General features: G+C 71.7%; 24 protein-coding genes. 13 read left to right on the top strand and 11 right to left on the bottom strand.

The genetic code is table 11. From position 1 onward, the window contains the following. Positions 1–16: 16 nt before the first annotated feature. The 4 genes from ACFQU3_RS12555 (at position 17) to ACFQU3_RS12540 (ending at position 4,822) form a co-directional block, all read left to right on the top strand. Positions 17–766: a protein jag gene (locus ACFQU3_RS12555; protein WP_385910221.1), complete on the top strand. Its 750-nt coding sequence runs from the start codon at positions 17–19 to the stop codon at positions 764–766. Positions 767–836: 70 nt separating this feature from the next. Beyond that, complete coding sequence (gene rsmG, locus ACFQU3_RS12550; protein WP_385910219.1) at positions 837–1,628, top strand: 16S rRNA (guanine(527)-N(7))-methyltransferase RsmG; 792 nt, start codon at positions 837–839, stop codon at positions 1,626–1,628. 160 nt (positions 1,629–1,788) lie between these two features. Further along, positions 1,789–3,333: an AAA family ATPase gene (locus ACFQU3_RS12545; protein ID WP_385910217.1), complete on the top strand. Its 1,545-nt coding sequence runs from the start codon at positions 1,789–1,791 to the stop codon at positions 3,331–3,333. Between the two features lie 340 nt (positions 3,334–3,673). After that, entirely contained in the window at positions 3,674–4,822 is a 1,149-nt protein-coding gene (locus ACFQU3_RS12540; protein WP_385910215.1) for a ParB/RepB/Spo0J family partition protein, read from the top strand. Between the two features lie 13 nt (positions 4,823–4,835). Here the strand turns inward: ACFQU3_RS12540 and ACFQU3_RS12535 are convergent, their stop codons facing one another. After that, positions 4,836–6,275, bottom strand: coding sequence for a hypothetical protein (locus ACFQU3_RS12535; protein WP_385910213.1), 1,440 nt, complete (start codon positions 6,273–6,275; stop codon positions 4,836–4,838). Positions 6,276–6,476: 201 nt separating this feature from the next. Between ACFQU3_RS12535 and ACFQU3_RS12530 the strand changes: the two genes are divergently transcribed. After that, positions 6,477–7,337 (top strand): Fpg/Nei family DNA glycosylase, encoded by an 861-nt coding sequence (locus tag ACFQU3_RS12530; RefSeq protein ID WP_385910211.1) that lies wholly within the window; start codon positions 6,477–6,479, stop codon positions 7,335–7,337. Between the two features lie 49 nt (positions 7,338–7,386). Here ACFQU3_RS12530 and ACFQU3_RS12525 read toward each other — a convergent pair whose 3' ends face one another. Next, positions 7,387–7,863, bottom strand: a complete 477-nt coding sequence (locus ACFQU3_RS12525; RefSeq protein ID WP_385910209.1) for a nitroreductase family deazaflavin-dependent oxidoreductase — start codon at positions 7,861–7,863, stop codon at positions 7,387–7,389. A gap of 11 nt (positions 7,864–7,874) precedes the next feature. On the opposite strand from ACFQU3_RS12525, the gene ACFQU3_RS12520 reads away from it, so the two are divergent. Continuing rightward, the gene (locus tag ACFQU3_RS12520; protein ID WP_385910207.1) at positions 7,875–8,765 is read left to right on the top strand and encodes a metallophosphoesterase; all 891 of its coding nucleotides are present in this window, start codon (positions 7,875–7,877) and stop codon (positions 8,763–8,765) included. A 102-nt stretch (positions 8,766–8,867) separates the two neighbouring features. Continuing rightward, on the top strand, positions 8,868–9,695 hold the full coding sequence (locus ACFQU3_RS12515; protein ID WP_385910205.1) for an alpha/beta fold hydrolase: 828 nt from the start codon (positions 8,868–8,870) through the stop codon (positions 9,693–9,695). 99 nt (positions 9,696–9,794) lie between these two features. Here the strand turns inward: ACFQU3_RS12515 and ACFQU3_RS12510 are convergent, their stop codons facing one another. Then, positions 9,795–10,811 carry a glutathione S-transferase family protein gene (locus ACFQU3_RS12510; RefSeq protein WP_385910203.1) on the bottom strand — a complete coding sequence of 339 codons (1,017 nt, stop codon included), beginning with the start codon at positions 10,809–10,811 and terminating at the stop codon, positions 9,795–9,797. Between the two features lie 106 nt (positions 10,812–10,917). On the opposite strand from ACFQU3_RS12510, the gene ACFQU3_RS12505 reads away from it, so the two are divergent. Beyond that, positions 10,918–11,574 carry an N-acetyltransferase gene (locus ACFQU3_RS12505; protein WP_385910201.1) on the top strand — a complete coding sequence of 219 codons (657 nt, stop codon included), beginning with the start codon at positions 10,918–10,920 and terminating at the stop codon, positions 11,572–11,574. Between the two features lie 31 nt (positions 11,575–11,605). On the opposite strand, the gene ACFQU3_RS12500 is transcribed toward ACFQU3_RS12505, so the two are convergent. From ACFQU3_RS12500 to ACFQU3_RS12465, 8 genes are all read right to left on the bottom strand, one after another. Beyond that, positions 11,606–12,823, bottom strand: coding sequence for an N-acetylmuramoyl-L-alanine amidase (locus tag ACFQU3_RS12500; protein WP_385910199.1), 1,218 nt, complete (start codon positions 12,821–12,823; stop codon positions 11,606–11,608). 140 nt (positions 12,824–12,963) lie between these two features. Beyond that, positions 12,964–13,293, bottom strand: coding sequence for a thioredoxin (gene trxA, locus ACFQU3_RS12495; protein ID WP_045189044.1), 330 nt, complete (start codon positions 13,291–13,293; stop codon positions 12,964–12,966). Positions 13,294–13,352: 59 nt separating this feature from the next. Continuing rightward, positions 13,353–14,387, bottom strand: a complete 1,035-nt coding sequence (gene trxB / locus ACFQU3_RS12490) for a thioredoxin-disulfide reductase (RefSeq protein WP_385910198.1) — start codon at positions 14,385–14,387, stop codon at positions 13,353–13,355. 195 nt (positions 14,388–14,582) lie between these two features. Beyond that, a complete protein-coding gene (locus tag ACFQU3_RS12485) occupies positions 14,583–15,476 on the bottom strand; it encodes a hypothetical protein (protein WP_385910196.1) in 894 nt (297 codons plus the stop codon). 244 nt (positions 15,477–15,720) lie between these two features. Then, positions 15,721–16,293: an RNA polymerase sigma factor SigM gene (sigM, locus tag ACFQU3_RS12480; protein ID WP_385910194.1), complete on the bottom strand. Its 573-nt coding sequence runs from the start codon at positions 16,291–16,293 to the stop codon at positions 15,721–15,723. A 3-nt stretch (positions 16,294–16,296) separates the two neighbouring features. Beyond that, a complete protein-coding gene (locus tag ACFQU3_RS12475; RefSeq protein WP_385910193.1) occupies positions 16,297–18,261 on the bottom strand; it encodes a protein kinase family protein in 1,965 nt (654 codons plus the stop codon). A 58-nt stretch (positions 18,262–18,319) separates the two neighbouring features. Further along, positions 18,320–20,677 (bottom strand): DUF6049 family protein, encoded by a 2,358-nt coding sequence (locus tag ACFQU3_RS12470; RefSeq protein ID WP_385910191.1) that lies wholly within the window; start codon positions 20,675–20,677, stop codon positions 18,320–18,322. A 41-nt stretch (positions 20,678–20,718) separates the two neighbouring features. Continuing rightward, complete coding sequence (locus ACFQU3_RS12465; protein ID WP_385910189.1) at positions 20,719–21,204, bottom strand: NUDIX hydrolase; 486 nt, start codon at positions 21,202–21,204, stop codon at positions 20,719–20,721. A 154-nt stretch (positions 21,205–21,358) separates the two neighbouring features. Here ACFQU3_RS12465 and ACFQU3_RS12460 point away from each other — a divergent pair, with 154 nt between their 5' ends. The 5 genes from ACFQU3_RS12460 to ACFQU3_RS12440 all read left to right on the top strand — a co-directional run bounded on the left by ACFQU3_RS12460 (position 21,359) and on the right by ACFQU3_RS12440 (position 26,053). After that, positions 21,359–22,858 carry a CCA tRNA nucleotidyltransferase gene (locus ACFQU3_RS12460; RefSeq protein WP_385910187.1) on the top strand — a complete coding sequence of 500 codons (1,500 nt, stop codon included), beginning with the start codon at positions 21,359–21,361 and terminating at the stop codon, positions 22,856–22,858. A 118-nt stretch (positions 22,859–22,976) separates the two neighbouring features. Beyond that, a complete protein-coding gene (locus tag ACFQU3_RS12455; protein WP_385910185.1) occupies positions 22,977–23,531 on the top strand; it encodes a hypothetical protein in 555 nt (184 codons plus the stop codon). Then, the gene (locus ACFQU3_RS12450) at positions 23,528–24,628 is read left to right on the top strand and encodes a hypothetical protein (protein ID WP_385910183.1); all 1,101 of its coding nucleotides are present in this window, start codon (positions 23,528–23,530) and stop codon (positions 24,626–24,628) included. Before ACFQU3_RS12455 ends, ACFQU3_RS12450 begins: the two co-directional genes overlap by 4 nt. Positions 24,629–24,734: 106 nt before the next feature. Beyond that, the gene (locus tag ACFQU3_RS12445) at positions 24,735–25,244 is read left to right on the top strand and encodes a hypothetical protein (RefSeq protein ID WP_385910181.1); all 510 of its coding nucleotides are present in this window, start codon (positions 24,735–24,737) and stop codon (positions 25,242–25,244) included. Continuing rightward, complete coding sequence (locus tag ACFQU3_RS12440) at positions 25,241–26,053, top strand: PP2C family protein-serine/threonine phosphatase (protein ID WP_385910179.1); 813 nt, start codon at positions 25,241–25,243, stop codon at positions 26,051–26,053. Before ACFQU3_RS12445 ends, ACFQU3_RS12440 begins: the two co-directional genes overlap by 4 nt.

The raw sequence follows: 26,053 nt of genomic DNA, 5'->3' as shown, positions 1-26,053 counted from the left end.
TCACGAAGGAGTATCCATGAGCGACACACAGGCCACTGACGTCGAGACCCCCACCGACGTGACGCAACAGCCCACCAGCGAGAGCAACGCCGTGGCGCCCGAGGCCGTCGCCGAGCAGGCCGCCCCGGTGCTCGAGGACGACCTGGGCCCGCAGCCGGCGGACTCGAAGAGCGATGACGCCGAGCCGGAGGAGTTCGAGCCGGAGGACGTGGAGGCTGACGGAGTTGACGACGTTGACGGCGTTGAGGGTGCTGACGGTGCGGCGCCCGGCTCCGCCAAGGGCGAGAAGAAGTCACGCGTCCGACAGCTCGAGCGGGAGGGCGAGGTGGCCGCCGACTTCCTCGAGACCCTCCTCGACATCGCTGACCTCGACGGCGACATCGATGTCGACGTCGACGGCGACCGTGCCGCCATCGCCATCGTGGACTCCGACGAGGGTCGCGTGCCGCGTCGGCTCGTCGGCACCGACGGCAAGGTCCTCGAGGCACTCCAGGAGCTGACGCGCCTTGCCGTGCAGGTCGAGACCGGTGAGCGGAGCCGGCTCATGCTCGACATCGCGGGGCACCGGGCGCAGCGTCGCTCTGCGCTTGTCGAGCTGGCCAAGTCGGCGATCGCCGAGGTCAAGGAGTCGGGCACGAAGCAGGCGCTCGAGCCGATGACCGCCTTCGAGCGCAAGGTCGTGCACGACGAGGTTGCTGCCGCTGGCCTGGTCTCCGAGTCCGAGGGCGTCGACCCGCACCGCCACGTCGTCATCCTTCCTGCGTGACCGCTCCTCGTTTCACGTGAAACGAGGCAGCGAGAAGGCAGATCGCCGGCAGACCCCGAGGAGTGAGCGCGTGGCCCACGATGCTCTCGAACCGGTCGCGCCACCACAGACCCCCGTGGCCGCTGCCGCCATCTTCGGTGACCGACTCGAGCTGGCAGAACAGTTCGTTGCCGTCCTGGCCGACACTGGTATCACCCACGGGCTGATCGGTCCGCGAGAAGCGCCGCGACTCTGGGATCGACACGTCCTCAACTGCGCTGTCGTCCAGGAGGCGATCCCGGTCGCGGCGGCCACCCAGCGCGTCATCGACGTGGGCTCTGGTGCTGGCCTCCCGGGTGTGGCCCTCGCCATCGCGCGACCGGACCTCGAGCTCCATCTGGTCGAGCCCCTCGCCCGACGGACGGAGTGGCTCTCCGGGACGGTCGCCCAGCTCGGCCTCGTCAACGTCACCGTCCACACCGCGCGGGCAGAGACGATGTGGGACCAGCTCGACGCCCCGTGGGTCACCGCTCGCGCAGTGTCGCGCATCGTGCAGCTTGCAGAGTGGACGCTGCCGCTCCTCACGGCCGGTGGCAGCCTGCTGGCGCTCAAGGGCTCCCGGGCGGCGCAGGAGCTCGAGGAGGGCCGCACGGCCCTGACCCGACTCGGCGTCGTCGAGGCCGGCGTCGAGGCCTGCGGCACCGGCCTGCTCGACGAACCGACCTTCGTGCTGCGCGCCACGATCGGTGACGTCGTCGACCGGCGACTCTTTCGTTCACGACAGCCCTCGAGTGCCGGATCCGCACGCCGAAGGGCGGATCGCCCACGTGGTGCGCGACGCCCCGGCCCGGCGGCGGGCGGCCGTCCGCCGCATCAGCCATGATCGTGTCCAGACCATTTCGATGGCCGGTCCGCGCGAAGGTCCACGCGGTTCGACCCTCAACCTCGGAGGTGCTGTCCCCGTGACGATGTCGACCAACTTGGGCTGGCCGAGCGAACCCGAGCCGGGTCCTGAGCATCGGCGCCTGGGCTGGCTGGCGCGCATGCTGGGTGTTTCACGTGAAACAGCCGACGAGACGACACTGAGCGGCGAGAACGGCCACGCTGGTGGCGAGGACGTCCACGCTGGTGTCGAGGGCGACGGGACCGCGCCCTCCGGTGAAGCCCCCGCAACGCCGGCCGAGCGCCTGGACGCCGAGGATCTCGGTGCCTCGGAGGAGGTCGAGGTCGGGCTGCCGGCCGAGAGGCTGGGAGCGACCGAGGAGGCCGAGCTCGCGGGAAGCCCCCCGCCCGCGGACGACGCGGCCTCCGCGCCGGGCGTCCCCGAGCAGAACGGCACGTCCTCGGCGGGTGTCGGCGAGATCCCTGCGGGACCATCGGAGCGCCCGGCGGAAACCCCTTCCGTGCAGGGGTCCGAGTCCCCGATCGAGGCGCCCGTCGTCTCGCAGCCGACTCGTCCGGAGGCGGGGGAAGCCAGCGAGGAGCCTGTGGACAACGCCGTGGACGAGGCGTCCGAATTCAGCGCTCTTGAACGGAGAACGGCCTCGTCCGAGGCTGGGGACAACATTGTGGACGAGCACGCCGGGGACGGATCGGCACCCCTCGCCTCCACGGCACCGCCGGAGGCGAGCCAGCCCGCCGATCGCGTCGATCACGCCGACCGGGCCGACCGGGCCGACCGGGATGCCCTTGCCGCAGCCATCCCCACTCCGGGGGACGACACCCCCCTGGCGCGCGAGCTTGCCGAGAACGCTCGTCGACGCATCCAGCTGACCGGACGTCGGTTCCCGAAGCCCACCTCGCCGCGGGTGCTCACCGTGGCCAACCAGAAGGGCGGCGTCGGCAAGACGACGACGACCGTGAACATCGCGGCGGCCCTCGCACAGGCCGGTCTCAAGGCCCTTGTCATCGATCTCGATCCTCAGGGCAATGCGAGCACTGCCCTGGGCATCGACCACCACGCCGAGGTTCCTTCGATCTACGACGTGCTCGTGGACGGCACCAAGCTGCTTGACGTGATCCAGCCGTGCACGACGGTGGAGAACCTCTTCTGCGCCCCGGCCACCATCGACCTTGCCGGCGCGGAGATCGAGCTCGTCTCTCTCGTCGCGCGCGAGTCGCGGCTGCAGAAGGCGATCGCCGCTGCGGGGGAGCAGGGGCACGAGTTCGACTACATCCTCATCGACTGCCCGCCGAGCCTCGGCCTGCTGACCGTCAACGCCATGGTGGCGGCCAGTGAGGTGTTCATCCCGATCCAGTGCGAGTACTACGCCCTCGAGGGTCTCTCGCAGCTGCTCAAGAACATCGACCTCGTGCGGGTGCACCTCAACCCCTCGCTCCACGTCTCGACGATCCTGCTGACCATGTACGACGGGCGCACGCGCCTGTCGGCACAGGTGGCGGACGAGGTGCGCGAGCACTTCCCGGAAGAGGTGCTGCGCACAACGGTCCCGCGGTCGGTCCGCGTCTCGGAGGCGCCGAGCTTCGGCGAGACGGTCATGACGTACGACCCCGCGAGCAGCGGGGCTCTCGCGTACCTCGAGGCCGCGGGCGAGATCGCCGACCGAGGTGCAGCCGGCCGCACCTGACCGGGCGTGGTCCACGAGGCATCGTCCTAGCGGGACCGTCACCACGAGGTGGCGATCCCGTTTCACGTGAAACGTGACCGCCCTTGTGGTCCTGTCCTGCAGGGCTGAGCTGCGGATCTGGCTGTCAACACCCCGCCGGCAACACGACGGTTCAGGACTCTTCCGTTTCACGTGAAACACAGAATATCCGGCTGTTTCACGTGAAACACCAGACCGCATCCCTCCGAGCCACCTTCAACGGCAACGACATCCGGCTGCCGCTGCACGTCGGCGGCCGGGCAAGCACCTAGACTGAGCGCCGGACGCGATGGCCGCGTCGGTGACGGCAAGGGGTTGGCGAATGGCGGAGAAGCGTCGAGCACTGGGTCGAGGCCTCGGGGCACTCATCCCGAGCGCACCGAGCGGAGGCGCCGGCCGACCCGTGGACGTCTTCTTCACCGAGCAGAAGCAGGCCGAGCCCGTCGCGCCCGCCAGCGACCCTGTCGAGGGGGCCTCCGCTCCTGACGGGGCGAACGGGTCTCACCGGCCGGTGCAGGCATCCGGTGCGCCTGCCACTGGTGACGGCGCACCCCTCGCAGCCGAGGCCGTCTCGCGCACCGACGCCGCAGCGGCAGGGACGGTCGATGCGGCGGACGGCAGCGGACTGGCCGTCGTCCCAGGTGCCGAGTTCGCCGAGATCGACATCGACTCCATTCGACCGAACCCGAAGCAGCCCCGCACGGTGTTCGACGAGGATCACATGGCCGAGCTCGTGCACTCGATCCGAGAGATCGGCGTGCTCCAGCCGATCGTCGTACGCCGGATCCCGGCCGACCAGCTCGAGGATGCCGAGGGCAAGACCTATGAGCTCATCATGGGCGAGCGTCGCTGGCGGGCCTCCGAGGCGGCTGACCTGGGAGTCATCCCGGCGATCATCAAGGACACGAGCGACGACGACCTCCTTCGCGACGCGCTCCTGGAGAACCTGCACCGCAGCCAGCTCAACCCGCTCGAGGAGGCCGCGGCCTACCAGCAGCTGCTCGACGACTTCGGGTGCTCGCACGAGGAGCTGGCCACCCGCATCGGGCGCTCTCGTCCCCAGATCTCCAACACGCTGCGCCTGCTCAAGCTGCCGCCGCTCGTGCAGCGTCGCGTGGCCGCCGGCGTGCTGAGTGCGGGCCACGCTCGTGCCCTGCTCGGCATGGCCGACGGGGGAGCCATGGAGCGCATGGCACAACGGATCGTCGCCGAGGGGCTGTCGGTGCGCAACGTGGAGGAGCTCGTGGCGTTGGGCGAGGGCAACGACGCCCCGAAGCCGCGGCGTCCCCGCGCCGGTGGCCGCCACCCACAGCTCGACGACTTCACGTCCGGCCTGTCGGACCACCTCGAGACCCGGGTCGCGATCGCGCTCGGCCAGCGCAAGGGCAAGATCACGGTCGAGTTCGCCTCGATGGAGGACCTCCGACGCATCCTCGGCCTCATGGGCATGGCGAGCCCGGGCCGCGACTGATCGCCGCCCTGCGTCACAACCACCTGGGGGGCTGGGGGAGTCGCACGACGGTGAGCCCGTCGACGCGCAGCACGTCGGCCTTCGGCTGCTGCGCGACCGCCTCGGCGATCGACTCGCACGCGAGCGGCTTGCACCAGCGGGGGTAGATGCCGCGCTGGTCGTAGAGCATCTGCTGGATGGTCACTGCCGTCATGTTGCCCGCCGGTGACTTGCGCAGCTGCGGCTCCATCCACATGACCACCCGGTCAGCGGGGTGTTCGGCCGCGACGGAGGCCACGTCGGCGACGATCGCGTCGTACTGCACCCGTGTCTGCTGGTGCTCGCCCAGGTCACTGCGCCAGGCGACGCCACCCACGACCGCCATGCCCACGAGCGCCACCACCCCGATGCGGCGGGACACGCCAATTCCCTTGAGCAGCAAGATGGCTGGCAAGAACGCCGCGGGCCAGGACCATAGCGACGCGCGCGGGCCGGCGACGACGCCGGAGTAGATGGTCAGGGCGGCCTCGAGGCCGACGACGACCGCAACGCCCGCCAGCGCCACGAGGGCGAGCCGGCGGATGGACGCGTCGAGGACCGCCCAGACGAGACACACCAGTGAGATCACGCCGGCCCAGCCGAGCACCCGGGAGACGTTGGCGAACTGGCGGCCGTAGCGTGTGACGTTCTCGGCCAGGGTCTCGAGGCTGACCAGGGGGTTGGGCCCGCGCCACGCGGAGATCGTGAGCCCGAAGTCGCCGAACGCGAGCCAGTTGAAGGTGTACACGGCCAGGACTCCGACGCCGTACGCGAGAACGAAACCGGCGGCGAGCAGGGCGAGCCGGCGTACGCGGGACCGCAGCTCACTGACGACGAGGCACAGGAAGACGAGCGCGGCGACGGGTGGGTAAGAGAGGACTGACAGAACGACGAAGAGCAGGAGCCATGCCACCAGGGTGAGCCGCCTACGTCTTGCCCACGGGAGCGTCCACGCGGACGTGGCGGCGACGATCATGGACGCCGACAGCGTGCCGGGCCAGTACGTCAGCCGCACCCAGATCGGCGAGACGAACGCCGCGAGCGTCGCGCAGAAGATGGCGCCGGGGTGCCGCAGGCGGAACAGGCGGACGAACCCGCACGTGAAGGCGCAGTGTGCCGCGAAGAACACGACCGACGCGACGACGATCGAGGTCCACTGGCCGACGAGGACCCAGTAGACGGTGTTGAGCCAACGCCCCTCGAACCGGTTCCGGGCGAACTGCCCTACCGAGCCGGGTGCGTCACCTGGAAGGGTGGACGTCCAGTCGTCGTGCCGGATGAACGGGTGGAAGACCTGCAGCAGGACTCCCGTGGCGAGAGTCCCGACGATGAGGGCGGCGGCGAACGCGGCCCAGCTCGGCGCAGGTCGTCGCATCGTCGCGGACTGACGGTCGGTGGCCGACGGATCGGCCACGAGGCGCGCGGTGTCACTCATGCGGCAATCCCTGGTCCCGTGGCGTGCGTACCTGCCCCGCACCCCTGATCGTGCTCGCTTCCACGGTAACCCGGCATCCCGGCCTTGACCTGCGGGTCCGCTGGGGGACCCCTGCCAGTTGTCGAGGTTCGACGTCGGGCAGGATCGGTCCTGCGGCTTCGGGGCGGCGGGGCCGGCGGACAAGGGACGAAGAGGACGAGGATGCCCGAGGGACACACCATCCACGCGTTGGCCGATCGCCTGGAGCGAGCCTTCCGCAGCCACCGCATCGAGGCCATGAGCCCACAGGGCCGGTTCGCAGCCGACGCCGAGCACCTGGACGGACAGGTGCTCGAGCGCGCCCAGGCGTGGGGCAAGCACCTCTTCGTCGAGATCGGGGCGGTGACCCTCCACGTGCACCTCGGGCTCATCGGACAGTTCGCCGTCAAACCCCTCGGGGGTATGCCGCTACCGTCCCCGGTGGGAGCCGTACGGCTGCGCCTCGTCGGGCCCGAACACTGGGCGGACCTGCGCGGCCCGATGATCTGCACGCTCGTCGACCGAGCCCGACAGCGCGAGATCATCTCCACGCTCGGCCCTGACCCGCTTCGGCGTGCCCAGCGAACGGAGGCCGCCATGGCACGAATCACCAAGTCCCGCAAGGGGATCGGTGAACTCTTGATGGACCAGTCCGTCGTTGCTGGTGTCGGCAACGTCTACCGCTGCGAGGTGCTGCACCGGATCGCGGTCGACCCGTTCACCCCAGGGCGCGAGCTCGACCCGACGACGTGGCAGCAGATCTGGCAGGACCTCGTGCTCCTCATGCCGCTCGGGAGGACGTTCTCCCAGATCATCACGATGCCCGACCAGGTAGCCGCCGCGAGCCGGGCCCGCCGGTCCGGCCGCTCGCGAGAGATCACCCGCCGGCTCACGGGCGAACGACTCGGTGACACGTTCGAGCGACGGTTCCTCGTCTACAAGCGCACTGGTGAGGCCTGTCCCCGGTGCGGCGCGCCGGTCCGGGACACCCAGGTGTCGGGACGCACCCTCTACTGGTGCCCGGCCTGCCAGGTCCGCCACTGACGACCGGAACCAGACCGCCGAAAACGACTGAGCGACAGAATGACTCGGCTCACCACCTCGCGAAGGGGACGCGGGTCAACACCGGGATCTCGACGTAGTCGTGGCAACCGAGCACCGGTAGCAGGGCCCTCGGCGGCTGCGGCATCCGGGACCGTCCCTCCTCCTCGGGAAGGTCGCGCGGCGTGCCCAGGCTCAGCAGCTCGGACCGGAGGTGCATGCGACCGCCCCCGGCGGCACGGAGGTTGGCGAGCCAGTCGACGCCAGGACCGTATGTGAGCGCGATGGTCACGACGTCGCCACCGTCGAAGGCCATGAGAGGCACCCGGTAGGTCTGCCCGGAGCGGCGGCCGGCGTGCTCGAGCTCGACGAACCAGCCGTGCCCGCCGAGATGGACGACCGCCTTGTTGAGGACCGCCTTGTTGAAGCGCGTGACCGCGGCCGGGATCGGCACGGGAACCACCTCCGAGGTCCAGCGTCCCACCTCGCCGAGGGCGATGACGGCGCGCTCGAGCGGGCCCGCCGGCATACATTGGCGCCATGGTCTTCACGGGGAGCCGGCCGGCGCCGACTCATGTCATCGCCCACCTGTCCGACATGCACCTCATCGCCGGGCCGGGCCTGCTCCAGGGGCACATCGACACCGTGGCGAAGTTCCGCGGGGCGCTGGAGAAGGTGGAGGGCTCGGGGGAGCGTTTTGACGCGATCGTGCTCTCCGGCGACCTCACCGACAGCGCCCAGCCGGAGGCGTACGCGCTGCTGCGCCAGATGGTCGAGCCCGTCGCCGAGCGCCTGGGGGCTGCGCTCATCATGACCGGCGGCAACCACGACGAGCGGCGACCACTCGCCCGTGAGCTCTACGGACGCGACACCGACGAGCCTCAGGACACCGTCACGGTCGTCAACGGGCTGCGGATCATCGACATCGACTCGGCCGTGCCCGGTTTCCACCACGGCGGCTTCTCCGACGACCAGTACGACTGGCTCGCAAGGCAACTCGCGTCGCCGGCAGAGCACGGCACGATCCTCGTGACCCACCACGCGCCGATCACCTACCGGTCACCGGTCATGCAGCTGCTCGACTTCGACGACGTCGAGCGGCTGCGCTCGGCACTGGAGGGCACCGACGTGCGGGCGATTCTCAGCGGGCACCTGCACGTGACGAGCTTCGGCATGCTGGGCGCCATCCCGGTCTTCGTGGCGGGTGGGGTGAGCTACGTCGACGACGTCGGCGCCCCGCGCGACCTGCTCATGGGTGTCGACGGGCCGCAGTCGTGGAATCTCATCGAGGTGCACGACGACTCGGTCGTCGGCACGGTCGCTCCGGTCGAGCAGCACCCGACGTGGCCGAGCCTCAGCGAGGCGGTCGTCGAGTTCATGGCGACGGTTCCGGAGGAGGAACGCCGCACCGTCTTCTCGACGAAGCGCTGAGCGTCGCACGGGATGTTTCGAGATTCGAAATGTCGAGAGCCGGCCCCGTCGTTCGACATTGAGGTGACAGCAGCCCGCACCACGCACCAGAGGAGCACCCTGATGAGCACCAAGCCCGACACCATCACCACCGTTGCGCACGCCACGTCCGCGGACGGCACGACCATCGCCTACGAGGCGTACGGCTCCGGACCCGTGGCCCTCGTCGTCGGCGGCGCGTTCTGCGATCGGGGCGCCTTCCGTGATCTCGCGCAGGCGCTCGGCGAGCATGGCCTCACCGGCGTCACGTACGACCGGCGCGGCCGGGGCGACAGCGGGGACACCAAGCCGTATGCCGTCGCCCGCGAGGTCGAGGACATCACCGCCGTCCTGGAGGCTGCTGGCGAAACCGGCTCTCCCGCCTATGCGTTCGGGGTCTCCTCCGGCGGCGCTCTCGTCATCCAGGCCGCTGCCGCGGAGGCACGGCTCGCCAAGGCCGCCGCCATCGAGGTGCCGTATCGCACCGAGGGCTGGCCGCCGGCACCCGACGACTACATCGGCACGCTCGAGCGCTTCGAGGCCGCCGGGGACCGTGAGGGCATCCTTCGCTACTTCAACAACGTCGTCGTCGGCATGCCGGCCGAGATGGTCGACGGCATGAAGGGGACCCTCATGTGGGAGCCGATGCTCTCGCTCACCTACACGGTGAGGTACGACGGCCTCTGCCTCGGCGGCGATGACCAGAGCATCCCCGAGGACACGTTCGCCAGGGTGACGATCCCGTTCCTCTCGGTCTGCAGCAGCGGCACCCAGATGCCGTGGCTGCACGACGCAGCGCAGGTCGTCGCCGACGCCCTGCCGAACGCAACCGCTGTCGAGCTCCCGGGTGAGTTCCACCAGGTGCCGGCCGCGACACTCGCCCCGGTGCTCGCCGACTTCTTCCGGGCCTGACCGTCCGCGAGCTGGGTCACCAGTCCGCCGTCTGCCGTCGGGGCTCCTTGGACCACAGGGAAACCCGACGGCGCGGGGCAGGAGACCCGGCTCCGTCGTCTAGAGCAGCCCGAGGGCCGGGTTGTGCTCCGGAGGCACCACCTCTCGCGGCGGACCGGGGGGAGTGCCGTCGCCGAAGGGGTAGCCACCGAGCTCCTCACGCCCATGAGGTGTTGCCCAGCTCTCGAGCGCCGGGCCGAGCGGGACGACGCCAGTGGGGTTCACGTCCTGGTGCACGACGTAGTAGTGCCGCTTGATGTGCGTGAAGTCGACGGTGTCGCCGAAGCCCGGCGTCTGGAAGAGGTCGCGCGCGTAGGCCCACAGGACGGGCATCTCGGTGAGCTTGCTGCGGTTGCACTTGAAGTGACCGTGGTAGACGGGGTCGAAGCGCACGAGGGTCGTGAACAGCCGCACGTCGGCCTCCGTGACGTGCTCGCCGACGAGGTAGCGGCGGGTCCTGAGCCGATCCTCCAACAGGTCGAGGTGCTCCCAGAGCCTGCGGTAGGCCTTCTCGTAGGCCTGCTGCGTGCCGGCGAACCCGCACCGGTAGACGCCGTTGTTGACGTAGCGGTAGATCGGCTCGCTCACAGCCTCGATCTCGTCGGCGAGGGCCTCGGGGTAGAGGTCCGGGGCGCCGTCCCGGTGGAACTCGCGCCACTGCGTCTCGAGGTCGATGGTGATCTGCTTGAAGTCGTTCGTCACGACCGCGCCGGTCGGGATGTCGACGAGCGCCGGCACGGTGATGCCGCGCGGGTAGTCGGGGTCACGCTTGAGATAGGCGTCCTGGATGCGCGGGATCTTGAGCACGGGATCGAGCCCGCCCTGGTCGAGGTCGAACGTCCAGCTGCGCTTGTCGTGGGTCGGCCCGCAGATCCCCATCGACAGGGCGCCCTCGAGGCCGAGCAGGCGTCGCACGATGATGGCGCGGTTGGCCCACGGGCAGGCGCGGGCCACGACGAGGCGGTAGCGCCCGGCCTCGACGGGGAAGCCGTCGCGTCCGTCGGCGGTGATGCGGGTCGTGATGTAGTTGGTGTCGCGCTTGAAGCTCTTCTCGACGTAGGTGCCGGGCTCACTCATGCCGCCACCCTAGTTCGGCTCCACGACACGACGGTGGCTCTGCTGGTGGTGCCGATGTCGACTCGTGAGGTGAGAATGGGGAACATGCAGGGATCGAGGAGGCGTGATGCGTGAGCTGCGCCCCCTGACGCCTGACCGCGTCGGCGACCTCGTCGGGCCGTGCGCGCCGTGCACGTTCTGGCAGACGGTCCCGCGCAACGGGCACTCCGACCCGCGCGAGCCGCTCGAGCAGCTCGCCGACTGGGTCGAGACCGTGACGGCGGACTGGGGGCCGCCAGGCCGCGTTGCCTATGTCGACGGACAGCCGGCCGGCCACGTCCTCGTCGCGCCGGCCCGCCATGTCGCGCGCCTCGCGGCCTTCGCGACGTCGCCGTCCGACCCCTCCACGCTCATGCTGGTCACCGCCGTCATGACGCCGCCGTATGCCGGCGGCGGGCTGCGCAAGGTCCTCGTGCAGTCAGCGGCCAAGGACGCCCTGCGACACCGAGCCCGCTCGCTCGAGGTCGTCGCGGCCCGCCCGCTCGCGGTGTCGCGGCACTCGTGCGTGCTCGACGTCGCCTTCCTCGAGAAGGTCGGCTTCCGTGTGGAGCGTGACCACCCCGCCTATCCGCGGCTGCGCATCGAGCTGCGCACGGTCGTCACGCTCCGCGACGAGGCCGCCGCGGCGGTCGCGCGGGTCCTCGCCCGGGTCCCCGGCGTGCGGCCGGTGCCCGAGACGCACCCGAACGGGTCGAGCCACGCCAGCGTGACCGACCGCGCCTGAGGACGCCGGGGCCTCTGGCCGCGGGTCGGGCTCAGCCGACCGTCCGCCCGGCTCGCACCTGCTGAGCGCGCATCGTCTCGAGGTGACGGCGCAGGTCGTCGAGGCGCAGCACCCCGGTGCGAGCCGTGTCGGACTCGCCGAGGTAGACACGCTGGAGGGCCACGACGACAGCCTCTGCGATGTGGTCGAGCGTGTACGGGTCTGCCAGGGCCTTCGCGTCGCCCTCGTGGCTGAGGTAGCCGAAGTCGAGGCGCACGGCTGGCATCCGCGTGCGACGCAGCAGCGGCCACGTGCGCGCGTGGGAGCGGCAGTCGGTGAGCCCGGTGCGGGCCACGACCTCCCGCAGCAGCAGGTCGGCGAAATGCTCACCGACGACCGACCAGTCGGCCCGTCCATGGCTGTCGGGATGGCCATAGAAGTACGTAGCGGCGCCGTGGGCCGAGCCGGACTCCGCATGGTCGGTGTGGAGGCTGATCACGAGGTCGGCGTCGCACGAGTTGGCGAACGAGGCGCGCTCCTCGTCGCTGCCGCCCTCGGTGGTCTCGGTGCGGGTGAAGACGACGCTCACACCGTGGGCTGAGAGCCGGCCCTCGACGCGGCGGGCGAGGTCGAGCGCGAGGCGCGACTCCACGAGCCCGCCGTGCCCCTCGGCGCCCGAGTCGGCGCCTCCGTGGCCCGCGTCGAGCACGATGGTGCGCCCGCTGAGGCTGTAGCCGCTGCGCCGGATCTGCTCCCGCTCGCGCAGGGCGTTGGCCGAGCCGCCACTGACCGAGCGGCGCAAGCCGGCGAACGCGCGCATCGTCTCCGGCCCGACGGTGCCGTCCGGGGTCATGCCCACCGCCGCCTGGAACGCGCGCAACGCCGCATCGGTGTTGGGGCCGTGCAACCCGTCGACCTTGCCCGGTGTGAAGCCGAGCTCGGCGAGGCGCGTCTGCAGCGCCACGACGTCGTCGCCCTCGACGAAGTGCTCGGGGACGTAGCGCAGCACCCGGTCACCGAGCGCCCACCGCGCACCGTCGAGCACGGCATACGTCGACCGTCCGACGACGCCGTCGACGATGAGGCCGCGCCGCTGCTGGAACGACTTGACGGCCTGCTCGACGCGCTCGTCGTAGACCGGCTCGCCGAAGCCATCCGTGTGGCCAGGCCCGCCCGGGAGGTCGCCGGACAGCACGAGCCGCTCGCACACGGCGGCCACGGCCGGGCCTGAGTCGCCGCGCCGGAGCACGACTGACTGCGGTGGGGTCATCTCGGCTCCTTCGTGGGGAGGGGCTCCGGTCGGAGTCGCGGTGGGGCTCTGCGTCGGCCGGAGCAGTCGGGCGCCGTCAAGCAGCGTAGTACGGCGAAGAGGTGGCACCGGTAACGGTGCCACCTCTTCGGCGAGCCTGGTCAGGCGATGAACTCCTCGAGCTCACGAAGGAGCTTCGGCTTCGGGTGCGCGCCGACGATCGTCTTGACGACCTCGCCCTTGACGTAGACGTTGAGCGTCGGGATCGACACGACGCCGTAGCGGGCGGCCGTGTCGACGTTGGCGTCGGTGTCGAGCTTGACGACCTCGATCTTGTCGCCGTACTGCTCGTTGATCTCCTCGAGGATCGGGGCGACCTTGCGGCACGGGCCGCACCACGTCGCCCAGAAGTCGACGAGCACGGGCTTCTCGCTCATGAGGACGTCGTCGGCGAAGGTGGCGTCGGTCGTGTTCTTCAGTGCCATGGAGATTCCTTCTCGGTGTGCGGCGGGGCTGGGTGAGGTGGCTGGGTGGGGTGGCTGGTTCGAGGTTAGGCGTCGGCGCCGACGGTGGCACGGGGGTCGAGGATCTCGCCCGAGTCGGTCTCGTCGATGGCGGCCGCCTCGGCGGCGGCCTCGGCCGGTGAACCGGCGTCCTCGAGCGCGGCGAGGTAGTGCTCGGCGTCGAGCGCGGCCGCGCAGCCGGTGCCGGCGGCGGTGATGGCCTGGCGGTAGGTGTGGTCGACGAGGTCACCGGAGGCGAAGACACCGGGCAGGTTGGTGCGGGTCGAACGACCCTGCACGATGACGTAGCCGGCGTCGTCGGTCTCGACGACACCCTTGATGAGCTCGTTGCGCGGATCGTGGCCGACCGCGACGAACAGGCCGGTGATCGCGAGCTCGCGCGTCTCGCCCGTGACGGTGTCGCGCAGCGTGACGCCCGCGAGCTTGCCCTCGCCGTGGAGCTCGGCGACCTCGGAGTTCCAGGCGAACCGGATCTTGTCGTTGGCGAAAGCACGCGCGGCCATGATCTTGCTCGCGCGCAGCTCGTCGCGGCGGTGCACGATCGTCACGCTGCGCGCGAACTTCGTCAGGAAGGTCGCCTCCTCGACGGCGGAGTCGCCACCACCGACCACGGCGATGTCCTGGTCCCGGAAGAAGAAGCCGTCGCACGTCGCACACCACGAGACGCCGTGGCCGGAGAGCTCCTTCTCGCGGGGCAGTCCGAGCTCGCGGTAGGCCGATCCCATCGCGAGGATGACGGCCTTGGCGCGGTGGACGGTGCCCTCGCCGTCGGTCACGGTCTTGATGTCGCCCGTGAGGTCGACCGAGGTGACGTCGTCGGTCACGATCTCGGCGCCGAAACGGACGGCCTGCGCACGCATGCCGTCCATGAGGTCGGGGCCCTGGATGCCGTCCGTGAAGCCGGGGAAGTTCTCGACCTCGGTCGTGTTCATCAGCGCGCCGCCGGCGGTCACGGCGCCCTCGAAGACGAGGGGCGCGAGGTTCGCGCGTGCGGCGTAGACGGCCGCGGTGTAGCCCGCGGGGCCTGAGCCGATGATGATGACGTTGCGGACGTCGGACATGTGGGCTGCTCCTCGTAACGCTCTCGTGTCGTGCGAGCTCGCCCCCAGGGTTGCCGGCGGACGCCGGTGCCGCGGGAGGCCGCGAGCCGCATAGGCCTCAACCGATCCTAGGCGGTCGTTGTTCCCGCGCCCGTCAGGGCGCGGACCGGCGCTCGTGAGGCGCGAGAGCGTGTGAAGACAGGGCCCTGGTGAGGCTCACGGGACGGGCGTGGCGTCCTTGAGCACCCCGGGAGAGCCGGTGGTGCAGCTGCGCTCGACCGCCCAGGCCGTGCTGACGCCGCTGCGGGTCACGACCACGACCACCGCGGGCCGGCCGTCGTAGGTCGCGAGGTCGGCCGAGACGGCCTCGGGGGCGGGGCTCGCAGCGTCGAGGGCTCCGATGGCCTCGAGGCACGACTCGAGGCCGATCGGCGTCGCGATTGGGCCGATCGAGGGCGCCTCGGCCGCGAGGTCGCGGATGGGCTGTCCGGGGTGTTCCAGCAGCTGCCGCGCCTCGGAGGCGAGGTTGGTCTCGTCGTAGGCCGTCGTGCTGAGCTGGATGTGGAGTCCGCCGTTCGTGCTGGGCGCCGGGGTCGGGCGGGTCGAACCGGAGGTGAACCTGTCGCCGACGACGGCAGCGCCGTTGGGGCGCTTGGTCACGTGCAGTGCGGACGCTCCGACTGCGACGACCGCTGCCGCGGCGGCGATCGCGGCAGCGAGATAGATCGGCTTGGGTCGGTCGGCGCGCGAGGGCATGGCGAGCACGGAACCGCCGGTGTGGCCCGTGCTGTGGGTGTCGGAGACCGTCGACGACCCGGGCGCGCCCGGGACGAGGGGCCCGGGGTCGACGCGCAGCCGGGCGGCGTCGAGCAGGGCAGTGGAGATGCGGTCGGCGACTGCGTCGGGCATGGGTCCGGGGTCCGAGGCCTCGGCGAGCAGCGCCTGCACCCGGGCCTCGACCTCGGGGTCGAGGTGCGGCTCGGGCCCGGCATCCTCGATCTCGGGCTCGTCGGCGATGCCGGGGCGCGGCGCAACGGTCGGGAGGGTCTCCTGCTCTGCGGGGTCGCCGGTCGGCCGGTCGTGGTCAGGGGTGTGCGCGGACTCGTCCACGGATGTGGTCCTTCGGGCAGTGCGTGCAGTGGTCGTACGGGCTGGCAGAGGTATGCCGGACGCCAAGGGTTCGACGGCCCCCTGTGGCCGTCGGGTTCCACCGGATTCAACCATCATCCTCGGCACCCGGCGCAGGTTCGCCGCGCCGTCGGACGCTGCCTACCCACTCGGCACGCTGAACCCTCGCGGCCGGCCCACCCGCAGCACCCGCCACCAGTGGTGTCAGTCCTCGACGTCCTCGAGGTCAGTCCTCATGCACGGGGCGCAGGCCCGGCGTGAGCCCCAGGTGCTGCGCGAGCGCCGCCCGACCTCGGGCGCATCGTGACTTGATCGTGCCTTCCGCGACCCCGAGGATCACGGCGGCCTCGGCGACGGGCACGGCGTGCATGTCGACGAGCACGAGTGCGGCGCGCTGGCCCTCGGGCAGCCTGGCGAGCGCCTCCTGGATGTCGAGGCGCACCTCGGTCGAGGCGTGGTGGTCGTGCCGGTCGGCGAGCTCGTACTCCGGCAGCTCGGTGGTCGGCTTGCGGCGGCGGAGCCGGTCGAGGCAGGCGTTGACGACGATGCGGTGCAGCCACGTCGTGACGGCCGCCTCGCCGCGGAAGGAGTCGGCCCTGCGGAAGGCAGCGATGAAGCCGTCCTGCACACAGTCGGCGGCGAGCTCGGGGTCGCGAACCGTGCGCAGCGCGACCGCCCACATGCGGTCCTTGTGCCGGCGGAACAGCTCGGCGAAGGCGTGGTCGTCACCGGCGACATGCAGTGCCAACAGCTCCCGGTCGCTCAGCTCGGCGATCGGGGCGGCAACCCCCGGGTTCATCGGTCAGCGCACCGTCACTTCGTTGATCTGTGCGCGGTAGCGGCCGTCGGACTCGGCCTCGCCGGCCTTGGTCACGAGGACGATGATCCGGCTCGCGGGCTCGAGGGTCTCCTCGGCCTTGATCGTGACCCGGCCCTCGGCGTCCTTCATCGAGCCGACCTCCTGGGCCCCGTCGAGCGAGTCGGTCGAGTCGGAGTCGGTGGCGTAGACGGTGACGTTCTGGGCGGCGGGGAGGTCGAGCTCGACCTCCTTGACGGCGGTCGGTGCACTCAGCTCGAGCAGGACCCCGACACCATCCTTGTTGCCGTTGTACGAGGGCGTGCCGTACCAGCGTGACCGCCAGCCGTCGTCGTCGGACCCGTCGTAGACGTTCTTGACGTTCTGGTCGGCCTCGTTGCCGTCCTCCGGGTCGAAGCCCGTGCCACCCGTGATCTCGACGGGGGCGGCCGACGGGGCCTGCGTCGTCGACGTGGGGGCCTGCGTGGACGTGCTGGGCTGTTGCTGCGACGTGCTCGGCGGGCGGGTCCGGGTGACGGTCACCGCCTGGGCGGGACCGTCGTGCTGGCCGATCTTCGCGACGTTGTTGATGCCGATGAAGAGCGCGACGAGGACGAGGACCCCGACGATCGCGAGGGCGATGCGGGACTGGGCGCCGCTCGGGGACTCGGGGACGTCCCGGCCGAAGACCGGCAGCGGCGGCTCGAGGCCCGTGGTCGGGGCCTCCTCGAGGGCGTCGGCGAGGGCGATCTCCTCGCCCTCGAAGTCGTCGTCGTGCGCGGATCGGCGCTCGGCAGCGCGAGCGGCCGCCTTGTCGGCCGCGGCGCGCGCGAACGAGCCGACCTTGTCGCCGATCGACCCAGCCACCCCTGCGGCCGCGGCGCCGGCGGCCGCGAGACCGCCGGAGATGCGTTCGGTCGCGTCGCCCGCGCCGCGCGACGGCTGGTCACCGGACGCCACGGACGGTCCCGGCGGTGCCTCGGAGACCTGGTCGAAGAAGGACGTGTCGGACTGGCTCGACGGGTCACCCGGCAGGCCGGCGGCGGCATCCGCACGAAGGCCCGTCCCGGCGGCTCCTGCCGCCCCGGTGGTCCCCACGGCCGGTAGGACACGCGTGGGCTCGAGCTCCTCCCGGCTGCGCAGCCCGATGCCGGTCGCGCCGTCGGACGCGGGCGGCTCGGACGGCCAGGGGGCGATCTGCAGGGCCAGGTCACCGGGCGACACCGGTCCGCGCCCGCCGCCGGACAGGGTCATCCGGCAGATGAGGTCGAGGTCGTTGGGCACGCCCACGGCGATCTCGGAGGGCGCGGCCACGCCTCCGACGATCGTCGGCGCGGGCTCCAGGCCCACAGGCGCACCTGCGGGGACCAGGCCACCGTCGACGGCCACCATGGGCCAGCGACCGGTCAGCCCGGCATACGCGATCTTGACGAGGCCGACGGCGTCGGCGCGAGAGGCCTGCTCGTCGGAGAGGAGGTCGGCGTCGGTGAGGGCGGCCTCGGTGGCGAGGCCGCGGACCTTGACCTCCCCGCCGGGCATGCGCAGGACCGTGCTCGGGGTCAGGGCGAGGTGGTGCAGCCCGCGGTGGCCGGCCTTGTCGAGGGCCGTCGCGGCCTCTCCGGTGAGGCGGCGCACCTCGTCGGGGGACAGACCGCCGCCCTGCAGCAGGTGGGAGAGCGGCACGGCACCGGTCAGGGGCTCCTCGACGATGAAGCCGACGCCCTGGTCGGACCCGACGTCGAGCACGCGGACGAGGCGTGAGTCCTCGACGCCCGCCGCGCGTCTGGCAGCGTCGAGCGCGGGGGCGGCGACGGACGAGCGGGCGGGAAAGCAGACGAGCACGACCTCGCGCTCGAGGGTGTGGTCGTTGGCGCGCCAGCGCTCGTGGTGGGTGCCCTCGGAGGTGCGCAGCGTCACCGCATAGCGGCCGCCCAGGACGGATCCGGGTCCGACTCCCTGCACGTGCGTCACCCTCCCTCGTCCGGTCGTCGTGCGTGGATTCGTGGCTCGGGGCCCATCCTAGGCCGAGTCAGCGGCGATCCCTGTCCTCCGAATCGCCGAGCGCCTCGTGGGCCGCGGTGACCGCCTCGATGTCCGCGATCTCGTCGACACGCGACGTGCCCTTGACGATGGCGCGCACGACACCGAACAGCAGGACGAGGCCGACGAGGATGCCGCCGACCCAGTAGATGGCCCCGTCGATGGGGTTGGCCGAGACCTTGATCGTCGCGGGTGACCCGATCTGGGTGCCGTCGGCGGTGGTGAGGAAGGCCCGGATCTCGGCCCGCCCGGCGGCGACCGCCGCGACCTCCACGGGCACGTTGGTGCGCGACGAGGGCCCGATCGTGATCGGACCGGGCTGCTCGATGACCTGGAGGCGTGGGTTGTTCGGTGCGAGACGCAGCCGGATGTCCTGCACCGTGTAGTCGAGGCCGTTCTCGATCGTCACCTGGAGCGTGCCGGTCTCTGCGAGCAGGTTGACCGTGGCACGCGAGGCGACCTTGATCGCGCTCGTCGCGGACCGGACGTCGCTCGCGACCGAGTTCGCGAGGTTGCCCCAGGAGCCCGGGCGGTAGCGCCATCGCGCGCTCGCGAGCTCGTCGAGGACCTCGCGGTAGGTGCGTTCGAACGCATCCCCGTCACGCAGCACCGACGAGACGCTGAGGAGGGTGTCGCGCTGGTCGGCCATCTGGGAGAGCCGGCGGGTGTTGAGGACCGGGCGAGGCGCTGCCGACGAGACGGGTGTCGTGGGTTTCGTCTGCGGCGCGGCGACGTCGTTGCCCCTGTCGGTGAGCAGCGACGCGGCGTCGACCGACTGGAGCCACGGGGCGCTGGAGACCGCGGCGAGGAAGGTCGCGAGGCCTGCGGCGTCGGGGTCGTAGCTGCGCGGCGCGACGACGAGCACCGACCGGGGGGTGCCGGCGCGCTCGCCGAGGAGCACGAGCGACTCGGCGAGGTAGCGCTGCACCGACAGGACGGGGCTGGGGTCGGCGCGTCTGGGCAGCAGCGCCGACAGGCGCGGGTCGTACGCGAGCAGCCGGGTCCCGGAGGCCGTCGCCCTGCGGGCGGTCGGGGTGTATGCCGTCGCCTTCGTGACGGCGGCCGCGCTGACCACGACGCCGGCGGGCTTCTTGACCGTCGTCCCCGACAGCAGCGTCTTGATGCCCTGCTCGCGCCCGGCCGGCAGCAGCCCGTCGACGGGCCACACGATGTCCGCCCGTGCCGGCTGGCCGAGACGAGTGGTCAGGGTGGCCGCCCGGCTGACGAGGTCGCGCACGAGGGAGTTGGCCGGGTCGGTGCCGACGGTCGCGGCGAGGTCGGCGTCGGCGTACGGCAGGGACCACACGCTGCGGCCGCGCAGCTGCGCGGCGACGTCGTCACCGAGGCCCTCGATGACCGACGCGGCGTTCGACGGGTTGCCGGTCGACGGATCGGTCGGCTGACCGGTCTGCTCACCCGTGGGCGGAGTCGTGGGCACGGCGGTGGTCGGCGAGGTGGTTGCTGCCGACGTGCCGGAGCCCGCGCCGGGTGTCGGCGTGCCGGTCGACGTGCCGCTCCCCGACGGTGTGGGCGTCGGGCCACCGGTCCCGGGGTCGGTCGTCGCCTCGGGACCGAGCACGGACGGGTCGACGGCGAGGTTGACGGGCCGGCCGCGGGTGCCCTCGAGGATCCGGGCCACTCGCGAGCCCGGCCCGATGACACGCTCCCAGGCGGCTTGTCGAGCGACGTCGTCGCGCGAGAAGAGGTCGATGTCGGGGTCGAGCGTGACGGGCAGGAGGGTGGCGACCTCGAGGGGGACGTACTCCTTGCGGCTGTTCCACGCGACGAACGTGCGGGTCTTGCCGGTGGGCTCGCTCGCCCCCTCCTGGACCACCTCGACCGAGACGGGCAGGGCCGCGAAGGGGTCGTCGGACCGGAGCCGCTCCCAGGGCACGGTCGTGCGGAACGCGCGGGTCTGGCCCGCGGCCACGGTCGGCAGGGCGGTGGTCGCGACCGTGTCACCGGAGGTCTCGGAGCGTCCGGAGGCCCAGTCGTCGAGGGCGTCGCGCTTGATGATCGTCCCGTCTCCGCGCACGACCCGCAGCTCCGGCGACGACAGCGGACCGGTCAGCGGTGCCGTGACCGTGCCCGTGATCGTCACGTCGGTGCCGGGGCGCACGACGGCCGGGGTCATCGTCCGCAGGACGATGACGGCGACGTCCTTGGCGGGCGTCACGCTGGGACGGGACGTCGGGGACACCCGGGACGCGGCGGCATGCTCCGGCGCCGCGGAGCCGGTGGAGGCGCGCGCGCTCGCGAGGGAGGTCGTGACCGTGCCACCCACCGACAGACCGAGCGCCCCGACGGTGACGACAGTGGCGGTCAGCATCCGAGCGAGGCGGGTCACGCGGCGCCCTCTCGATCCCGGACGCCGCGACCCTGCGCGGATCACGCCGTCCCTGCCAGCCGGTTCCACGCCGCCTGGGCGATGCGGCGCTCGTTGGGGAAGGTCAGCCGGCGGTGCACCTCGTCGAGCCGCATCCAGGCGACGTCGATGGCCTCGTGGTCAGGGTCGTTCTCGATGGAGAGCTCACCGCCCGTGGCCTCGAGCAGGTAGTGGTGCACGAACTTGTGCACGCGCTTTGTCGACGTCGCGAACCAGTAGTCGATCGTGCCGAGCTCGACGAGCACCCGGCCGACGATGCCCGTCTCCTCTGCGACCTCGCGCGCGGCGGTCTCGACGAGGGTCTCGCCGGGCTCGACGTGCCCCTTGGGCAGGCACCACTCGATGCGGCCCGCCCGGTTGCGGCGGGCGATGATCGCGATGAGTGCGAGGCCCTCCTGCACGTCGACGACGATGCCTCCGGCGGAGCGTTCCTCCACGGCGGGCAGCCGCCTCCCCGGCACGGGGCTGGGGACGGTCTGCGCGCTCACATCGCCACCATAACGGGCGCGGCGCGAACGGCCCCCGTCGTTGGGGGAGCCCGGGGCGGACGGTGCGCGCACGGCCTGTCCGTGGCGTGCACCGGGTCGCCGCGCGGCCGCTGGTCGGTCGGGGGCGCCCGGACGGCTCACTAGGCTGGGGCGCGTGCCCGATCGACCCGACACGCCCGTCTCCGGTGGTTCCGAGCCCGCCGACGCCGGCCTCCCGTTGCTGCGGGCGGCCGTCGCGCGGCTCGCGCCCGTCCTGCCGTTGCTCACCGAGCTCGGCCAGCGCTTCGCGGCTGCTGGTCACGAGCTGGCGCTCGTCGGCGGCCCGGTGCGTGACGCGTTCCTCGACCGGGTGTCGCCCGACCTCGACCTGACCACCGACGCACGGCCCGAGGCGATCCTGGGGGTCGTGGCGGGGTGGGCCGACGCCCACTGGGACATCGGTCGCGACTTCGGCACCATCGGGCTGCGCAAGGGCGCGCTCGTCATCGAGATCACGACGTACCGCGCCGACACCTACGACCGGACGTCGCGCAAGCCGGAGGTCATGTTCGGCGACAGTCTCGAGGGCGACCTCGTGCGCCGAGACTTCACCGTCAATGCGATGGCCATCCGGCTGCCGAGCCTGGAGTTCGTCGACGTCCACGGCGGTCTGTCCGACATCGTGTCACGTCGGCTCATGACGCCGGCCCCGCCGGAGGAGTCGTTCGCCGACGACCCGCTGCGGATGATGCGGGCGGCGCGTTTCGCCGCGCAGCTCGGCTTCGACGTCGCAGCCGAGGTGCGCGAGGCGATGACCGAACGCGCGGCCACGCTCTCGATGATCTCCGCCGAGCGGGTCCGCGACGAGTTCGTCAAGCTCGTCCTGTCGCCGCGGCCGCGCGCGGGCTTGACGCTCCTCGTCGACACCGGCCTCGCCGACGTGTTCCTGCCGGAGCTGCCGGCACTGCGTCTCGAGCTCGACGAGCACCACCGCCACAAGGACGTCTACGAGCACTCACTCATCGTCCTCGAGCAGGCGATCGGGCTCGAGGGGCCGGCCGACGGTCCGCCCGACTCGGTGCCCGGACCCGACCTCGTGCTCCGCCTCGCCGCGCTCCTCCACGACATCGGCAAGCCCGCGACGCGTCGCTTCGAGGACGGCGGTGGCGTCTCCTTCCACCACCACGAGCTCGTCGGCGCCAAGCTGACGAGCCGGCGGATGAAGGCCATGCGCTTCGACAAGGACACGACCAAGCAGGTCGCGCGCCTCGTCGAGCTGCACCTGCGCTTCCACGGTTACGGCGACGGCCAGTGGACCGACTCCGCGGTACGCCGATACGTCACCGACGCCGGGCCGCTGCTCGCGCGCCTGCACCGGCTGACCCGCTCCGACTGCACCACCCGCAACGTGCGCAAGGCACAGCGGCTCTCGCGCGCCTATGACGACCTCGAGGGGCGCATCGAGCGGCTCGCCGCCGAGGAGGAGCTGGCCAGCGTCCGGCCCGAGCTGAACGGCAACGAGATCGCCGAGGCGCTCGGCATCCGGCCCGGACCCGTGCTCGGCGAGGCGTACGACTACCTCCTGTCGGTCCGCCTCGACGACGGCCCGATCGGCAAGGAGGCCGCCCGGGAGAAGCTCATCGCCTGGTGGGCCGCCCGCGAGACCTCCGCCTGAGCCATCCGACCGGGGAGTTCTCCCCATCGCCGCGCTGACCTGCACGGACGTACGCTCACGCCAGACGGGGCATCCCGTCGAGGACGACCGCCAGGGGGTGGTCAGGCAGGGGGTCCCCATGGCGTCGATGGAGTTCCCGAGTGCGCTCTTCCCGGGTCGTCCGGCACTGGAGCTCCGGGTCCCCGACGGCTGGCAGGCCGTCCCGGCCGTCAGCGAGCTGGAGGGCGCGGCGCTCGCGGCGCTCCGGCCGCTGCCCGAGGAGGAGTTCAAGGCCAACGTCGTCGTCACCCTCGACGAGGTGGTGCCCGAGCACTCGGTCCGCACCGACCTCGACGCCGTCGCCGCCTCGGCCGCGGCGCGCCCCCAGGGGGCCACGGGTGAGGTCTACGCGCGGACCATCGGTGGGGTCACCTTCTTCGGTCGCGACCTCAGCTTCGTCGACCCCGTTGCCGGGACGCTGCTGTCGAGCAGTCTCTTCGGGTTCCTTCGCCGTGAGGTGGACGGAGGACTCGTGCGCATCACCGTCACCGGCACCATCGGCGCCGCCCGCCACCGTGAGGACTACGCGACCCTGCACGGGGTCATCGACGGGCTCCGGGTCACGCCCGCCGAGGGAACGACTCCTCTGGTCGACCACGCGCTCGCGGTAACCGGCGGGGAGGACCGGCCGTGACGGCCTACCGCAAGGGCGCCGACCCCGAGGCCCTGACCCGGATCGCCCGCAGCATCTCCGGCATGCAGGCCGAGCTGGGTCGCATCGAGTCGGCGACGCGCTCCGCGGTGGGCACGATCGGCGGCAGCTGGAGCGGCGACAACCTGCTCTCCCTCGTCGACACGTTCACCACGACGTGCCTCCCGGGCCTGCGTGCCTGCAGCGGAGCCCTCGACGCGATGGCCCGTCGCCTGGACGACAACGTCGCCGCCCAGCGGGCCGCGAGCGGCGGTGTCGGACCCGCCGGCACTGGCGGGCTCAACGACGTCACGAAGACCAAGGGCAAGAAGCACGACGCCATCGAGGTCCACCACTACACCCAGGAGTGGAAGCACACCGAGCACGGCGAGCGCGAGTGGGGGCTTCGGCTGCCGCTCCCGCACGACGGCTCCGACGACCCGGACCGGTTCGCCAACCGCCACGGGCAGGCGGCGCGGCTCCTCGACGGCGCCCTCGGAGGTGTCAACTGGACCCACAAGGACGAGGACGTCCGTACGGACTACGAGAAGACGTACCACGACGCGGCCGGCACCGTCACGGACCAGGCGCACGCCGACCACGCGGCATACGGCGGCACGCTCGGCACGGAGACCAAGCACCACACCGAGAAGGCCGGCATCTCCTACGACAACGGCCCGCTCGCGGGCCACGCGGGCGCCTCCGCGATGGCCGGTGCCGAGGCCAAGGCCGACACGTCGCTCGCCGTCGGCAAGGACGGCCTCAAGGCCCAGGCGGGCGCCAACGCGTTCGCGGGCGCCAAGGCGGCGGCCGAGGTGGGCGCGAGCATCGCCGGCATCGGGGGCACCGTGGGTGGCGAGGTCTACGCCGGCATCGGCGCGCACGCCAACGTGGACGCCGCCTTCAGCGCCGAGAGGGTCAAGGTCAACGTCGACGTCGGCGCCGCGGTGGGCGTCGGTGCAGGGGTGAAGTTCGGCGTCGACGTGCAGCCGAAGGAGTTCGTCGACGACGTCGGCCACGGCCTCGGCGGCGCGGGCTCCGCCGTCGAGGATGGATTCAGGCACGGCGCCGAGAGCGTCGGGCGGGTGTTCGGGTGGTGAGGGCGTCCCACTGCCCGGGCGTCGGCCGACCTGACACCTCCCGTCCAGAATGATTGACTGACCGCGCCGTCCCCGACCCCCGCGGGAACGACCGAAAGGACCGACCATGAGCACCCTCGCCTATCCGAGCGCGGACTTTCCGGGCCAACCCTCGGTGAGCCTCGAGGTGCCCGAGGGGTGGGAGCCCGCCCACGTGCCGGGCACGACCATGGCGGCCCGGCTCCCGCGTGAGGGGGCGTTCGCGCCCAACGTCGTCGTCAGCATCGAGCAGTGTGGCCCGGCCTTCCGGGTCGAGGACTCCCTCGAGCAGATCCGCACCATGGCCACGTCGCGCGGGGGCGCGGTGTCCGAGCCGTATGCCGCCGAGCTGGGTGACGCGCACTTCGTCGGGTGCGACGCGACCTGGCCCGACCCGGACGTCGAGACGGTGCTGCAGGCCAACCTCTTCCACATCGTGTCGTCGGGTCGACCGGGAACCGCGGCCCACCTCGTCCAGCTGACGGGTGGGGTCGGCGGGCCGGGCGCGGAGACCGATTACGAGCTGATCCGCCAGGTCCTGACCACGGTGCGCGTCACCCCGTGGGGACGCTCTCGTCACGGGGGACTGGGCGCATGAGCACGACGCTGCCGGCCATCAGCGTGGGCCTCGCGACTGACGTGGGCCGCGTCCGCCAGCACAACGAGGACTCCGCGCTCTCAAGGGGCACCGTGTTCGTCGTCGCCGACGGCATGGGCGGCCATGCCGCGGGTGAGGTGGCGAGCCGGATCGCCGTCGAGGCCCTCGTCGAGCTCGCCGACCGCCCCGTCGTTCAGGTGCGCGACATCGTCGGCCAGGTCGAGGAGGCCAACCGCCGCATCCTCGCCTCCGCCGCGCGCCATCCCGAGCAGACCGGCATGGGCACGACCGTCACGGGCCTCGCGCTCGTCTCCGTCGGCGGCTCGCGCCACTGGGCCGTCTTCAACATCGGCGACTCCCGCGTCTACCGCTGCCTCGACGGTGAGCTCTCCCAGGTGACGGTCGACCACTCGGAGGTGTGGGAGCTCGTCGAGCGGGGACTCATCACACCCGAAGAGGCCCACCACCACCCCGGCCGAAACATCGTGACCCGCTCGCTCGGTCGTGACCCGATGGGCGTCGTCGACACGTGGGTCTTCCCGCCCTACCCGGGCGAAGTCTTCGTCATCTGCTCCGACGGTCTGTCCAACGAGCTGACCCGCGAGCAGATCGAGGCCGTCGTGGCGGAGCATCACGACGCCCAGGCGGCCGCCGACGAGCTCGTCCGTCACGCGGTCCAGGCCGGTGGCCGCGACAACGTCACTGCTATCGTCGTCGCGGTGCAGGGGCAGGACTCCGACTCCGACGTGGACGAGGACACGACCCCGCGCGAGAACGTGAACGGCTCATCAGGGGAGAGCAGGTCGTAG

The organism is Terrabacter sp. GCM10028922 (assembly GCF_042666095.1).
GTDB lineage: Bacteria > Actinomycetota > Actinomycetes > Actinomycetales > Dermatophilaceae > Terrabacter.
The sequence above is the reverse complement of the archived record's forward strand: the minus strand, read 5'-3'. Positions and strand labels throughout refer to the sequence as shown.

Excerpts from the sequence above, each read along its gene's own strand:
- ACFQU3_RS12555 (WP_385910221.1), top strand. The coding sequence starts at position 17 with ATGAGCGACACACAGGCCACTGACGTCGAGACCCCCACCGACGTGACG.
- ACFQU3_RS12545 (WP_385910217.1), top strand. The coding sequence starts at position 1,789 with ATGCTGGGTGTTTCACGTGAAACAGCCGACGAGACGACACTGAGCGGC.
- ACFQU3_RS12540 (WP_385910215.1), top strand. The coding sequence starts at position 3,674 with ATGGCGGAGAAGCGTCGAGCACTGGGTCGAGGCCTCGGGGCACTCATC.
- ACFQU3_RS12535 (WP_385910213.1), bottom strand. The coding sequence starts at position 6,275 with ATGAGTGACACCGCGCGCCTCGTGGCCGATCCGTCGGCCACCGACCGT.
- ACFQU3_RS12530 (WP_385910211.1), top strand. The coding sequence starts at position 6,477 with ATGCCCGAGGGACACACCATCCACGCGTTGGCCGATCGCCTGGAGCGA.
- ACFQU3_RS12525 (WP_385910209.1), bottom strand. The coding sequence starts at position 7,863 with ATGCCGGCGGGCCCGCTCGAGCGCGCCGTCATCGCCCTCGGCGAGGTG.
- ACFQU3_RS12520 (WP_385910207.1), top strand. The coding sequence starts at position 7,875 with ATGGTCTTCACGGGGAGCCGGCCGGCGCCGACTCATGTCATCGCCCAC.
- ACFQU3_RS12515 (WP_385910205.1), top strand. The coding sequence starts at position 8,868 with ATGAGCACCAAGCCCGACACCATCACCACCGTTGCGCACGCCACGTCC.
- ACFQU3_RS12510 (WP_385910203.1), bottom strand. The coding sequence starts at position 10,811 with ATGAGTGAGCCCGGCACCTACGTCGAGAAGAGCTTCAAGCGCGACACC.
- ACFQU3_RS12505 (WP_385910201.1), top strand. The coding sequence starts at position 10,918 with ATGCGTGAGCTGCGCCCCCTGACGCCTGACCGCGTCGGCGACCTCGTC.
- ACFQU3_RS12500 (WP_385910199.1), bottom strand. The coding sequence starts at position 12,823 with ATGACCCCACCGCAGTCAGTCGTGCTCCGGCGCGGCGACTCAGGCCCG.
- trxB (WP_385910198.1), bottom strand. The coding sequence starts at position 14,387 with ATGTCCGACGTCCGCAACGTCATCATCATCGGCTCAGGCCCCGCGGGC.
- sigM (WP_385910194.1), bottom strand. The coding sequence starts at position 16,293 with ATGAACCCGGGGGTTGCCGCCCCGATCGCCGAGCTGAGCGACCGGGAG.
- ACFQU3_RS12455 (WP_385910185.1), top strand. The coding sequence starts at position 22,977 with ATGGCGTCGATGGAGTTCCCGAGTGCGCTCTTCCCGGGTCGTCCGGCA.
- ACFQU3_RS12445 (WP_385910181.1), top strand. The coding sequence starts at position 24,735 with ATGAGCACCCTCGCCTATCCGAGCGCGGACTTTCCGGGCCAACCCTCG.
- ACFQU3_RS12440 (WP_385910179.1), top strand. The coding sequence starts at position 25,241 with ATGAGCACGACGCTGCCGGCCATCAGCGTGGGCCTCGCGACTGACGTG.